Consider the following 14,388-nt stretch of genomic DNA (forward strand, 5'->3'; position numbering starts at 1 on the left):
TTTTTTTAAGATTTTCTTTGATTTGTGTGGTTAATCACCTGCTGAATCGACAAAAGAGGGGGGATCGAGCAGACGAACGAGTTCACGAATCGTTAAAACATCCGGCTTCTGATCCGATAGGACGGCATCAATCATCGTCGCTTTGCGATCTTGTAATTCCGCCATCTTTTCCTCGATCGTCCCGGTCATCAATAGCTTGATCACTTCGACCGGCGACTGCTGTCCCAATCGATGAGCCCGATCAGCCGCTTGTTGCTCGACGGCCGGATTCCACCAACTGTCGTATAAAATGACGGTATCTGCCGTCGCCAGATTCAGACCGGTCCCGCCGGCCTTCAAGGAAATCAGGAAGAGATCGACTTCACCGGCATTAAACCGGTCACACAGTGCGACCCGATCCTCAACCGGTGTCTCACCCGTCAGTAGAAAGTGGGCACGTTGTCGTGCTGCCAGTCGTTCCCGAATCCGAGCCAGCATCTTCGTATACTGGGAAAAAATCAGGATCCGGTGTCCGGCGGCTAATTTTCCCTCGATTAACGTCAGCAGACGTTCGAGTTTTGTGGATTCGCCTGTATAATCTTCGACAAACAACGCCGGATCACAACAAATCTGCCGTAAGCGGGTCAAACCGGCGAGCAACTTGATCCGGTCCTCACGTTTCGTTTCATCCAAATGACGCAACGTTTCCAGTTGCAGTTTAGATAAGTAGGAGGCATAAAGCTTTTTCTGTGTCGGACCAAGGTCTGTATAGTGATGGACAATCTGCTTCTTCGGTAAATCCTGCAACACCTCATCTTTGGTCCGCCGCATCAAAAACGGTCGGATGAATCGTTTGATCTCGTCATGCGACCACGTTTGAAACGTTTGTAAGTCCGGCAGCAAGGAAGGGAAGATGACCCGAAAAATCGACCAGAGATCATCGGTCCGGTTTTCAAGCGGCGTTCCGGTCAAGGCAAACCGACGTTTCGCCCGAAGACGGCGCAAGCGGACAGCGGTTTGTGACGCCGGATTCTTCAGATGTTGTGCCTCATCGAAAATGACGACGTCGTATTCGACAGTCTGGTGCGCCTCTATGTCAGCTCGTAACGCCGGATAGGAAATCAGAAAAATCCCGTCCGCTGGTACTGTCTCGATTTGGTCCAAGCGGTGCTTCCGCGCTCCGGTCAACAGATGGACCGTTCTCGTCGGGGCAAATCGCGTGAGTTCCGCCTGCCAGTTATGGAGCAGGGAGGCCGGGGCGACAATCAAGACCCGACCCGGCGGCAGCGTCTCAAGATACCCAATCGCCTGAATCGTTTTCCCGAGTCCCATCTCATCCGCTAAAATCCCGTGCCCGTCATGTCCGGCGAGATTCGCCATGAACTGGATCCCTGCCCGCTGATATGGATACAAGTGGCGGTCGAGTACTTCCGGGAAGTTCAGGTAGACTCCTGTTCCATTTTTCAGCTCGAGCCATCGTTCTGTTAATTGCTTATGGACATGCAAGAAGGAGGCACCGACCAGATGTTTGAGGTTCGGCAGAGCCGGCGCGCGCAACACCGCTTCAAGTTGATCCTGCTCTGCTGCTTCGAGTTGTCGAAAGACGCGTTGCAACTGTTCAAACGCCCGGGTCTCAAACGAGACAAACTGACCGTTCTTTAACCGGTGATACGTTTTCCGGGTGACAAGCGACTGCAAGACCTGTTTCAGTTCCATTTCCGGAATCCCGTCCATGGAAAAGCGGAAGGTTAACCAATCCAGGCGGTCCGTCGTGTCGACATCAATCCGCGGATGAAACGGTCCGTTCGGTAAGGATTGGCGGATACTTTCCGTCACTTGAACGACGAGTTCACCGTAAACGACACGGGAATCGAGCAAACCTTTCAGAAATTGATATTCCGCCGCTTCTTCCTCTAAACGATAGCGACCGTTCCGCTCCAGGAAACCACTCTCCGTCACGTAGCGGAGGACGGCCCCTTCGAGCGATCCATCGCGCCCGAGCCGGTCTGTCTCTTGTAATGGATTGATCCGAACCCCTTGATAGCTAAACATCACAAGCAGTTCAAGTCCACCAGCTTCCCGGTCCAGCGCCAGCTCGACCGTCGGCGGACCACTGACGAGCCGTTGTTTAAGCGGGAGACTGAGCCAGATGTCGGCAAGATTCCGTAAGTGGTCACGCCTTTGCAAAAGTCGGTCAAAATACATGGGACTGATGATAAAACGTTGTTGCGCCGTGATGCTTTCCATCACAATCGCCGAACCGCTGACATCAAACCTGATTTTTGCCCGTTCCGTTTTACTTAATGTTTGCAAATAAGCTCTCACCGCAGCATCTTCGGTCTGCCGCGTTGTCGCAAACGGACGGATCAATGATTGATTTCCACCGGGTGTGCCGTAGACTTGCACATGATGCATCGCTAGCAACACGGCGACGATATGTCCGCAAAATGATTGATCCATCGCAAGTGACGGACAGTTGCAGCCGGCATCCACACCGTGTTCCTTGACGCGGACGGTGACAGTGAACAGGTCTTCGCCTTGAACAGCGGCTTCGACGAGCAAGTCACCGGATTGATAGTTTCGCAACGTGACTTTTTTAGCGGCGACATACCGTTTGCCACGACGGAAAGCATAGGTATCCGACATTTGTTTGATTTTTCGTTCACTTAGTCCATAATTCATCCCGTTGCTCCTTTCCTTAGGATGTAGGTGACATAATACAATTATCGTTCACTATCAAATAATTCAATTGCCCGTTTTTTCTCTTGATCACCGATATGGGCATAGACCTGCGTCGTCGCAACCGACTCGTGTCCGAGCAATTGTTGAATCGTCAAGACATCGACCCCGCCGGTCGCCAGGCGCGTCGCGAATGTATGCCGTAATTTGTGCGGCGTGATCTGTTTCCGCTCCAAAAACGGCAAAACAGGACGCAGACGGTCGACGTGGCGCTTTAAGATATGTTGGACCGCCCGGGGACTGAGCGATTTGCCTTGTTTCTGAAAAATCGGTTCTGCTCCCCGCATCGTCAGACTGTAATGCGCGGCGTATTTCCGTAAGGCGACCCGGACCGGCTTCGCAAGCGGAATGACCCGTTCCTTGTTGCCTTTCCCGATGACCCGAATCGTCCCTTCGTGAAAATCGATGGCACTCCAAGTCAATTGCGTCATTTCACTGAGCCGCATCCCGCTGTACCCGAGCAACTGAAACAACGTGACGTCCCGAACGCGATCCCGCTCATAATGCGCGGCTTCCCGGGCATTCATCTCGACGTTCGACGGCAACAGCTGCATCAGTTCGTCCCATTCGCGTTTCGTTAAGTAAACCGGATCCCGCTTCGCCTGTTTCGGACGATTGATTTTTGCGACCGGATTTTCCGAAAGGACACCGATATCGATCAAATGCCGGAACAGGGATTGAAGTGCTGACAGTTTCCGATTGATAACACTAGGGGCATTTTGTTTTGTTAACGCTAAGTATTCCGCATAAGCGGCAATCCCGGACCCGTCAATTTCAAGAAACGCGTCCTGCGTGATATCCCGCGCCTGAATTGCTTCTCCCGACGCTTCCGCGACGAACTGAAAAAACGAATCAAAATCATAGACGTACCGCCGCATCGTCGCTTTCGAGAAATTCTTCGACGCCAAATGGTCGATATAAGACCGGATGAAATCCGGCATCCGGACATATCCCGGAAGATCCGTCGTGTGGGCGGGAAGAGGTATCGGTTTTACGGTTTTTCCTAGGTTTTTAAACAAACTCATCATTCTATCCCCTCTCTGTTACTACTATACCAAACGTTGGTAGACGGTACACTAGTTTGCGTGAAATAGTTATTTCACGCAACGTTAAATTGTCAGACAGGGAGCGCTCAGTTGCAGCGAAATTAGTCGAGACAGGTAACCATTCGACTCGATGCAAATGATCAAACAATCCTTTTCAATAATCAAACAATACTTTTCAATAATCAAAAAGACAATAATAGTATTATGTAAACCGAATAACGTGAACAAATCGAAAGTTTCGAATTCGCTCTCAGTTGCAGTGAACTCCCTTCCAACAGGGAGTTGGTCGTCTCGATTTCACACAGGACGTTTTGGTGAATTCCCGGTTTCGGACGTTGTGAATGTTCCCGATTCGAGGCTTAATCCAAATCGAATGGGGTATATAGTCTAAGACTATCTTGTATTTAACACGAGGGGGACATGACATGATTTCAGATCAACAAGCGCGTAAGTTATTAAAAGACGCAAAACGAATTGCGGTCGTCGGTGTTTCAAGCGACTCTGGCAAAACGGCCAATTGGATTGCGGACTACCTGGTTCAACATGGTTACGAAGTCATTCCGGTTAATCCGACCTTAAACGAATGGAATGGTCAGAAAGTGTATCCGAGTGTCGCTAGCATCCCGGGACACATCGATATCGTCGATGTCTTCCGCCGTTCGGAATTTCTGGCGGATGTCGCAAAAGATGCCGTCGCACACGGTGACGTCGGCATGATTTGGAACCAACTTGGATTATCGAGTGTCGAAGCGGAAAGTTTAGCACTCGGAGCCGGTATTCCATACATCGAAAATCGTTGTATTAAAATTGAACACCAGTACTTGTGATCGTGATTCAACCAGACATCTACTCCTTGACAGTAGGTGTCTTTTTTTCTTGTTTTCTAGATTATCCTTGTCAGATAGCAAGAAGATGCCTACAATTAGATACAGACTACTAGAAAAACGAACGAACGTTTGGAATATTCGACGTTTTTCTATTTGAGGTGAAAAACATGGCGACAGATTTAAACAATTATAATGATGATGCCATACAGGTGCTCGAAGGACTCGAAGCAGTCCGGAAGCGCCCGGGTATGTATATCGGCTCGACCGATCATCGCGGACTTCACCATTTGGTGTATGAGATCGTTGATAATGCGATTGACGAGGCACTAGCCGGATTCGGGGAACAGATTGATGTCATCATCCATAAAGATAATGCAATTACCGTGCGTGACCACGGACGCGGTATGCCGACCGGGATGCACGCTTCCGGAAAACCGACGGCAGAAGTCATCTTCACAGTGCTTCATGCCGGCGGGAAATTTGGTCAAGGCGGTTATAAAACATCGGGCGGACTGCACGGTGTCGGGGCATCTGTTGTCAACGCTCTGTCGACGCAGTTAAAAGTCACGATTTACCGCGATGGGAAACAGTTTGAGCAAACATTCGAAGACGGGGGAATTCCGAAAACGACCTTGCTTGAAACGGGAACGACCCGTCAAAAAGGAACAAGCGTCTATTTCAAACCGGACGGAAAAATCTTCAGCACGTTGACATACAATTACGATACGTTGGCGGAACGTCTGCGTGAATCGGCCTTCCTGCTGAAAGGTCTGAAAATCACACTGACCGATGAACGGTCGGAAAAAGCGGACACGTTCCAATACGAAGACGGAGTCAGCGAATTCGTCGGCTATTTAAATGACGACAAAGATACATTACATCCGACAGTCGCCTTTGAAGGAACGGAAAATGACATCGAAGTCGATATCGCGTTCCAGTTCACGGATGCCTATTCGGAAAACGTCCTGTCGTTCGTCAACAACGTCCGGACACGGGACGGCGGAACCCACGAAGTCGGTGCCAAAACAGCGATGACACGGGTAATGAATGAGTACGCCCGCAAAAACACGCTGCTTAAGGAAAAAGATAAAAACCTCGACGGCAACGATATCCGCGAAGGGTTGACGATGATCGTGTCCATTCGGATTCCGGAAGAATTCCTGCAGTTCGAAGGACAAACGAAATCAAAACTTGGTTCTCCGGAAGCCCGGACGAGCTGTGACGCCGTCATTACACGCCGCTTGTCGACGTATCTCGAGGAAAACCCGCAAACGGCGACACTCCTGATCAAAAAAGCGATCCGTGCCGCTCAGGCCCGGGAAGCAGCGCGTAAAGCCCGCGAAGAAGCCCGGAACGGCAAGAAAAAGAAACGTTCGAGCATCCTGAACGGGAAATTGACACCGGCCGCGTCAAAAAACGCCGAGAAAAACGAATTATTCCTCGTCGAGGGGGATTCTGCCGGTGGTTCAGCGAAACAGGGCCGTAACCGGACGTTCCAAGCGATTTTACCGTTACGCGGGAAAGTCCTGAACACGGAAAAAGCGAAGCTCGCGGATATCATGAAAAATGAAGAGATCAATATGATCATCCATGCGATCGGGAGCGGCGTCGGAGCAGACTTTGACCTGTCCGATTGCAACTTCGACAAAGTCATCATCATGACGGATGCCGATACCGACGGGGCGCATATTCAAGTCTTGTTATTGACGTTCTTCTTCCGTTACATGCGTCCGTTGATTGATGCCGGAAAAGTTTTCGTCGCCTTGCCACCGCTCTACCGCGTCTCCAAAGGGAAGGGCAAATCCGAGAAGTTCGAGTACGTCTGGGACGAAGAAACCCTTGCTAAAACAACGAAAAAGTTCGGCAAAGGGTATATGATCCAGCGTTACAAAGGACTGGGTGAGATGAATGCACCGCAACTTTGGGAAACGACGATGGATCCCGATACACGGACGTTGATTCGTGTCACGATCGATGATGCAGCTGTCGCTGAAAAACGTGTATCTGTCCTGATGGGCGATAACGTCGGACACCGCCGAAGCTGGATTGAAGACAATGTAGCGTTTGGGCTGACGGAAGACCTCTCGATCATTGAAAATGAACATGTGACGAAAGAGAGTGTGAACTGATATGTCTAACCTGCAAAACATCCTCAACCTGTCCCTCGAGCAAGTCGTCGGGGACCGGTTCGGACGTTATTCGAAATACATCATCCAAGACCGGGCCTTACCGGACGCCCGCGACGGGTTGAAACCGGTGCAACGCCGTATCTTGTACGCGATGCATACGGAAGGCAACTTGTTTGACCGCGCCTACCGAAAATCCGCCAAAACGGTCGGCGTCGTCATCGGTAACTACCACCCGCACGGCGATTCATCGGTGTATGAAGCGATGGTCCGTCTGAGTCAGGAGTGGAAACTCCGGTATCCGTTAGTCGACATGCAAGGAAACAACGGCTCGATCGACGGCGACAGTGCGGCTGCGATGCGGTATACGGAAGCCCGTTTATCGAAAGTCTCGAGCTTGATCCTCGACGGTATCAATAAACAGACCGTTGATTACACATTGAACTTTGATGATACGACAGAGGAGCCACTTGTATTGCCGTCCCTCTTACCGAACCTTCTGATGAACGGTTCGACGGGGATTTCGGCCGGTTATGCGACGGAAATCCCGCCGCACCATGCCGGTGAAGTGTTGGACGCGGCAATTGGCCGAATCTCTGGAACGGTGCATACCGTCGATGATTTACTGACGCATATGCAAGGTCCTGATTTCCCGACCGGCGGTGTCGTCCAAGGGCTTGACGGGATCAAAAAAGCGTTCGAAACCGGTCGTGGGAAAGTCATCATCCGCTCACGGGCGACGATCGAAACGTTACGCGGCGGACGCCAGCAAATCATCATCACGGAACTGCCGTATGAAGTCAACAAAGCCAACCTCGTCAAACGGATGGAAGAACTCCGCCTCGACCGCAAAGTCGAAGGAGTGGCGGAAGTCCGCGATGAGACGGACCGTGACGGACTCCGTGTCGTCATCGAACTGAAAAAAGAAGCGGATGCCGAAGGAGTGCTCCATTTCTACTTGAAGCAGACCGATCTGCAAATCGCCTACAACTACAACATGGTGGCGATTCACGAGCGGACACCGCGTCAGATGGGCGTTCTGGCCTTACTTGACGCCTATCTCAGCCACGTCAAGGATGTGGTCATCCGACGCACGACATTTGATCTTGAGCAGGCGAAACGCCGCCAAGAGGTTGTCTCTGCTTTGATGACGGCGATTTCTGTCCTCGATGAGACACTTGCTTTGATTCGTTCCGCATCCAACAAATCGGAAGCAAAAGACAAACTGATCGAGCGGTTCCAGTTCACGGACCGCCAAGCGGAAGCTGTCGTCATGCTTCAGTTGTACCGGTTAACGAACACCGATATCGTTGAATTACAGGACGAAGCCGCGAAGCTCGAAAAAGAAATCACCCGTCTCGAAAAGATTCTCAACGACGAAAAAACGCGAAATCGGTTGATCATCAAAGAACTGACCGTCTTGAAAGAACAGGTGGCTGACGCCAGACGATCAACGGTCGAAGCGGAAGTCGAAGAGTTGAAACTGAAGACGGAAGTCATGATCGCGGTCGAAGAAACGATGGTCTTCGTCTCGAAAAACGGCTATATCAAGCGGTCTTCGATGCGTTCATTCGGAGCGACCAACGACTTGCCGGAGATGAAAGAGCAGGATCGCCTGCTGTATCAAGGACAAGCCATGACGACGGATCATGTCATCGTTTGGACGGTTCAAGGGAACTATCTCTTGATTCCGGTCCACCAGTTGCCGGATACGAAGTGGAAGGACGGGGGACAACACGTCGCCAATCTCGTTCCGCTTGATCCGGGCGACCGGATTTTATCCGTCGATCTCGTCCGGACGTTTGATGAAACATCACACTGCCTGTTCGTCACGCGCCAAGGAATGGTCAAACGCTCGAAGCTGAGTGATTACAACGCCCAGCGGAAATCAAAACCCCTCCAAGGTGTCCGTTTACGGTCTGATGACGAAGTCTTGTATGCGAAGGTTTCTACCGGACAAGAGCAATTGTTCTTAACGACCCAGCATGGATTTGGTCTCTGGTTCACGGAAGACGATGTCCCGGTCGTAGGTGTCCGGGCGGCTGGTGTGAAAGCGATCAATCTGCGGGACCAAGATGTCGTCGCAGGGGCGATTGGCTTCAAACAAGCGCCGAACATCGTCCTCTTGACGCAGCGGGGTGCACTGAAGAAAATGCGGCTTGCCGACCAGTTCCAAGTGTCGAATCGCGCCTTACGCGGGACGCAACTGCTGCGTGATTTAAAATCAAAACCTCACCAAGTTGCGGCCTTGATTGATGTCACCCAAGCAAAAGAAGTCATCTTGATCGGAAAAGAGCAAGAAAAGACGATTCAAATCCAATCCTTGTCTTATCTGGATCGCTTGTCGAACGGCTCATTTGCGTACGATGAAGAGAAATTCGGTGCCTTGATCGATTGGTATACCGTTTGATGGTCAGATGCCCCTCATTTTAAACGAGGGGCATCTTTTTTTGTTCAATTGGGTGAAAACTCGCCGATTGCTGTTCGTTTCTGGCTTTCCAGCGCCCATTCCGGCATCTTTTTCAGACTTTTCTTCGAATTATCAGCAATTCAGTCGTTTACAAATTGAAACGATTGTCGATAACCGCTACAATAAAAGAAAATGGTCAAGGCATGATCGCCACAAAAACGTGGAGCGGGCAGTTCGGAGCTTTAGCTTATATCTCTTTCATCAAGCAGCTACGGACATGTTCCCCGGCTGCTTTTGTGCAATCTGCCGAACTGGAGAGGTGATGAAGATGAAATTCAGAAGACGCGAAAAAGTAGCAATCTATATCACACGGGAACAACCAGAGGGATGGGAACTACTTGTATTTCATCCGCAATCAGCTCCAGACAGTGATTGGCAAATTCCTGCCGGTACCATCGAAGATGCTGAAATCGCCAAAGAAGCGGCTGTACGGGAAACGTTGGAAGAAAGTGGTCTCTCATTAGCAACCGTCCAATACGTCGGCGAAGAGGAAATGCGGTATCCGGAACGAATGCGGGTTCATTACACGTATTTCTATCATGCTCATATAGAATGTCAGGAAAATCGTTGGACGCATTGTGTTGCTGGTGACGGTCAAGATTGCGGTGATTTTTTCCATTTCGCGTGGTTGCCGCTGGAACGCATCACACAGCTCGAACGCCGACATCATATTTTCTTGGATCGCTTGATGAATCGATTGGAACGGACACATCATTACGATTGCCGAAAACACGGTTAACCCCGTGTTTTTTTGTTTTGTCTCACTATATTGAGTTTACCTTAATTATGAGACGATGTTTATTAACTATTGATAATATATGTTATGTTAACTTATCGAAAAAATAAAATTTTTTGATTGTTCTTTGTTTTTACTTCCTTCCCTGTTACTCTAAATACAGTAACAAACTATTTGTTACCTTTATAACGGTAACAACCGATAAGTAACCGTATTTTCGGTAACAAGGAGGATGTGTATGCAAGCTGTTGCGATTTCATTTGATATTCAAAATTCCCGTGCCTATTCGAGTAAAGAACAATTGTTAACCGATCTGCACCGATTAGCCGATCAGTTGAACCGTGCATTCCCGACAGCACTCGTACCGTTTCAAATCAAGTCCGGTGATAGTCTGCTTGGCGTATTCAACGAATATGCCGTCAGTTATCCGCTTATATTGATGCTGCTGAATCAACCGTTAAACGGTTATATCGGGATTGGATTCGGTCAATATGAGACGTTATCGACGACACATGCTGATGAAGCAAACGGGAGTGCCCTTATTTTCGCTTTTGAGGCCCAGGAAGCGGCAAAACAGACCGCAAACCGGATTTCCTTTGCCGGACCACCCTATTTGCCGACCGCCCTGCTGAACGGTTATATCGAGATGCTGTATCCTGCTTATTTCGGTAAAACAGACCGACAAATCGAATTGCACCGGCTGATGGATCAGCATCCGGACGCCACCTATGAAGAAATTGGCTTGAAGATGGGCTTTCACGAAAAAGATGCCCGGATGAATGTTGCGAAACTTGTGGCGCGTTCCCAACGTAAACAACGTAAGCGCCTCGAAAAAGCGTTGATCGACGCCTTAAAGCAGCTGCAAGTCTGGGAGGCGATCGGATGACTCTACTGTTAAGCCTGCTCCTCGTACACCTGCTGGCGGACTTCCCGTTACAGAGTCAACGGATGGCGAAGTCCAAACAACGCAAGCTCCGAGTATTACTCGAACATCTCGCGATACATAGCATCGGGACAGCTGTCGTCCTCGGAATCTTCTACCAGATGAATGACATGAATGGACCGACTGCCTGTATCATCGGCGGTGGTATCATCGGGACACATGCCTTACTGGACGGTTCGCCCTTAAAACGTCTGTTGCATCCGGCCGTTGCCTTTTGGGTCGATCAGTTGCTCCATATCGGGATTGTGACAGGCCTCGTCGTGTATTTGACACCCGTTGTTTGGCCGACATCGTTTACGTTACCGGATCAAATCCTATGGATCAGCGTCTGGGGCCTGATTGCGACCGAACTGGTCGGACGCGGAATTGCCCCGCTTCTTGCACCCTTTGCCCCCCGCTTGATTGAATCGCATTTTGAACGAAAGGTCACACGGAAAGAACAACTGGACGGTCTGAAGCGTTCCGTCACCCATGAGGTCGAAGATTCCGCCCGTAGCTATACGACGGAAATTAACGGTGTCGGCCGCTATATTGGACTTGTCGAACGGGCCATCATCGTCTGTTTGGTGGCAGTGAATGCAACGGGCGCCATTGGATTCATCATTGCCTTGAAGGCATTAGCCCGCTTTAAACAGTTTGACGACCGTCGATTTGCGGAATATTATATCATCGGCAGTTTATTAAGCATTCTCGGTGCCTTGCTGTGCGGTATGGCCATCCGCCTTGCTCTATAATGCAGCGAGACAAGACGATAGAGAGAAAGAGAGGTGGACGGTTTCTTGACACAAAAGACCGTCGCAAAATCATGAAACAGATTGGATTAGTCAGACACCACCGGGTAACGGAAGGTTACCCGACTAAAGGTTGGATCAGCGCAGCCGATATCGAAGCCTGGATTGAGCGTTATGACGTCTCGACGATTGATGTCCAACCGGTTGAACTGGGAAACATCGACTGGACGATTTGTTACGCGAGCAGCATGCCACGCGCCGTCCAAACAGCGGAAAGCGTTTATGAAGACGATATCATCGTGACGGACTTATTACGCGAAGTACCCTTCCCGACCATCCGCTCAAAGATCCGTTTACCCTTTCTCGCCTGGGCGTTGATCGGACGACTTGTCGCTCCATTCAGCAAACGAATTCAAGCAGAAATCAAGGATGCCAACGAGCGAATTACGATCCTGTTAAACCAATTGACGTTTGAACAGAAGGAACACGAACGTATTTTACTCGTTGGGCACGGCGGGATGATGATCCTGATGCGGACTGCATTAAAAAAACGAGGATACGTCGGTCCCCGCTTCGGTCATCCCCGTAACGGCATGTTGTATCTGTTTGAGAAACGGGAGGGATAGACATGAAATGGGGTTCCGTTCTGCTGCTTGCCTTGTGTCTGATTGTCGTCTTTTATATGACACGCGACGATGAACCGCTACCTGGTGATCGTCCGGATACGGATTCCGTCCTCAACGTCTATGGTTTTGACGTCGGTCAAGGCGACAGTACATTGATTCAGACGAAAAACGACACGATTCTGATTGACGGCGGGAACAACGGGAAAGGGGACGATGTTGTCCGCTACCTCAAGACGCTTGGCATCACCCGCTTAACGGCAGTCATCGCGACGCATCCGGACGCAGACCATATCGGCGGACTGGATACAATCCTTGATGCTCTGCCTGTCGATCACGTCTATGCCCCACGTGTCAATCACACGACAGAAACCTACCGTGATTTTCTACTCGCAGTCAAACGGCAAGGCGTGACCATCAAAACGGCTAAGGCCGGGGTCGTGATTCCGAGTGAGATCATTCGTTTAAAGTTACTCGCCCCACTCCGTGACGGGACAAGTGATTTAAACAGTTGGAGCGCGGTCGTCCAGCTCGTTCATCAGGATAACACCTTTCTCTTCATGGGTGACGCTCCGATTCGAACGGAACAGGACTTACTCGACTCCGGGATTGATTTAAAGGCCGACGTTTTAAAAATCGGTCATCATGGCGCCGATACGTCCTCCTCGATCCCGTTCTTACAAGCGGTCCATCCCGCGCGTGCGTTGATTTCAGCCGGTGAAGGCAATGCTTACGATCATCCACGTCCGACCGTCATGAACGCTCTGGCAGCGGAAAGCATCACAATGGACCGGACAGACCGGACGGGTACCATTCAGTACACATCAGACGGTCAGATGATTCAAGTCAAAAGCCGGACCGACTTACGTCCCGAGTAAAGGAGAAAGTGCACGATGAAGATGACTATCACCGAATTTGACGGAGAACAGGCGATTTGTGAGACAGAGCATCGTGAAACGATTCAAGTTCCCCGCGTGCGTCTGCCTCATGCCGCAACAATAGGAGACTGGCTCGAATGGCGCGGTCGTTCAATCCGGATTCTCCGGGAGGAAACGAACAACCGTCGTCAGGAAATCGATGACTTAATGGATGAACTGTTTGAAGACTGAGTGCCGTTCCTTGACCGTCCGTGGTCAAGGATTTTTTTGTTTCTCTCCTAGTCAAACCAGTAATTCTAGGAAACCTGCTTAAATTACTGGCAGTTTTATCTGAATTTTCGTAAACTTTAGAAATAGTAAACAAAAAGGGGGATTTATCCATGTTCCAACAATTACGAACGAACTTAAAGCAAGCGGTCCTCGGACAAGAACATGTCATAGATCATCTGCTGATCGGTCTATTGTCGGAAGGTCACGTATTACTCGAAGACCGGCCGGGTACCGGAAAGACGACGCTTGCTAAATCACTTGCCAACACACTCGATGCGAAATTTTCCCGCGTCCAATGTACAGCAGATACGTTACCGACCGATCTGCTTGGAATGGAATTGTTTAATCCATTGACCGGTTCGTTCGAACAACGGTTTGGTCCGCTGTTCGCAAACATCGTTCTTGTCGATGAAATCAACCGGACGACGCCGCGGACGCAGTCCGCCTTGCTAGAAGCGATGGGAGAAGCACAGGTCACGATCGGAGATACCTCTTATACGTTACCGCAACATTTTTTAGTCATCGCGACTCAAAATCCGTTTGACGGTCAGGGGACGTTTCCACTCCCCCACGCACAACTCGACCGCTTTTTGTTTAAATTGTCGTTTGCACCGCTCGATCGACGGGTTGAAAAAGCTTTGTTGCAGGGGGTTCACTTACAACCAAGTACATTCCAACTGCCGCTTGAGCAACTGAATATCTGGAAACAAGAAGTACGGGCTGTCACGATCGAAGATACCGTCGAAGACTACCTCCTTGACGTCTGTGATGGCTTACGGGCGCATCGGGACGTTGAAATCGGTCCAAGCCCCCGAGCTACTCTGGCGCTTCTGCAAGCTGCAAGAGCACGGGCCTGGATGCATGACCGGACGTATGTTACCCCAGAAGACATTAAGCAACTGGCGAATCCGTTGCTTGCCCACCGGCTCGTTCTGACGCTCGAAGCAACGCTAAAGATGACAAATGGTCGTTTGGTCCAACAGATTTTGGAGTCGTTGACTGTTCCGACTGAGGTGTAAC

General features: G+C 50.2%; 12 protein-coding genes. 10 read left to right on the plus strand and 2 right to left on the minus strand.

What is annotated here, in order from left to right; all coding sequences use genetic code 11:
- Positions 1–30: 30 nt before the first annotated feature.
- Positions 31–2,661, minus strand: coding sequence for a DEAD/DEAH box helicase (locus tag ACHA8N_RS06085; RefSeq protein WP_393965093.1), 2,631 nt, complete (start codon positions 2,659–2,661; stop codon positions 31–33).
- A gap of 41 nt (positions 2,662–2,702) precedes the next feature.
- Positions 2,703–3,743 (minus strand): tyrosine-type recombinase/integrase, encoded by a 1,041-nt coding sequence (locus tag ACHA8N_RS06090; protein WP_393965094.1) that lies wholly within the window; start codon positions 3,741–3,743, stop codon positions 2,703–2,705.
- Positions 3,744–4,189: 446 nt separating this feature from the next.
- Between ACHA8N_RS06090 and ACHA8N_RS06095 the strand changes: the two genes are divergently transcribed.
- The 10 genes from ACHA8N_RS06095 (at position 4,190) to ACHA8N_RS06140 (ending at position 14,387) form a co-directional block, all read left to right on the plus strand.
- Complete coding sequence (locus ACHA8N_RS06095; RefSeq protein WP_012370464.1) at positions 4,190–4,591, plus strand: CoA-binding protein; 402 nt, start codon at positions 4,190–4,192, stop codon at positions 4,589–4,591.
- A 167-nt stretch (positions 4,592–4,758) separates the two neighbouring features.
- Positions 4,759–6,720: a DNA topoisomerase IV subunit B gene (gene parE, locus ACHA8N_RS06100; RefSeq protein ID WP_026832880.1), complete on the plus strand. Its 1,962-nt coding sequence runs from the start codon at positions 4,759–4,761 to the stop codon at positions 6,718–6,720.
- 1 nt (position 6,721) lies between these two features.
- A complete protein-coding gene (parC, locus tag ACHA8N_RS06105; protein ID WP_393965095.1) occupies positions 6,722–9,127 on the plus strand; it encodes a DNA topoisomerase IV subunit A in 2,406 nt (801 codons plus the stop codon).
- Between the two features lie 328 nt (positions 9,128–9,455).
- On the plus strand, positions 9,456–9,926 hold the full coding sequence (locus ACHA8N_RS06110; RefSeq protein WP_393965096.1) for an NUDIX domain-containing protein: 471 nt from the start codon (positions 9,456–9,458) through the stop codon (positions 9,924–9,926).
- A gap of 235 nt (positions 9,927–10,161) precedes the next feature.
- Complete coding sequence (locus ACHA8N_RS06115) at positions 10,162–10,809, plus strand: hypothetical protein (RefSeq protein ID WP_393965097.1); 648 nt, start codon at positions 10,162–10,164, stop codon at positions 10,807–10,809.
- Complete coding sequence (locus ACHA8N_RS06120) at positions 10,806–11,600, plus strand: DUF3307 domain-containing protein (protein ID WP_393965098.1); 795 nt, start codon at positions 10,806–10,808, stop codon at positions 11,598–11,600. Before ACHA8N_RS06115 ends, ACHA8N_RS06120 begins: the two co-directional genes overlap by 4 nt.
- 71 nt (positions 11,601–11,671) lie before the next feature.
- Positions 11,672–12,223 carry a histidine phosphatase family protein gene (locus ACHA8N_RS06125; protein WP_393965099.1) on the plus strand — a complete coding sequence of 184 codons (552 nt, stop codon included), beginning with the start codon at positions 11,672–11,674 and terminating at the stop codon, positions 12,221–12,223.
- Between the two features lie 2 nt (positions 12,224–12,225).
- A complete protein-coding gene (locus ACHA8N_RS06130) occupies positions 12,226–13,098 on the plus strand; it encodes a ComEC/Rec2 family competence protein (protein ID WP_147511092.1) in 873 nt (290 codons plus the stop codon).
- Positions 13,099–13,113: 15 nt separating this feature from the next.
- A complete protein-coding gene (locus ACHA8N_RS06135; RefSeq protein WP_147511091.1) occupies positions 13,114–13,329 on the plus strand; it encodes a DUF3006 domain-containing protein in 216 nt (71 codons plus the stop codon).
- Positions 13,330–13,478: 149 nt separating this feature from the next.
- Entirely contained in the window at positions 13,479–14,387 is a 909-nt protein-coding gene (locus tag ACHA8N_RS06140; RefSeq protein ID WP_393965100.1) for an AAA family ATPase, read from the plus strand.
- Position 14,388 lies beyond the last annotated feature (1 nt).

Origin of the sequence: Exiguobacterium sp. S22-S28 (genome assembly GCF_043359615.1) — a bacterium.
Taxonomy (GTDB): domain Bacteria; phylum Bacillota; class Bacilli; order Exiguobacteriales; family Exiguobacteriaceae; genus Exiguobacterium_A.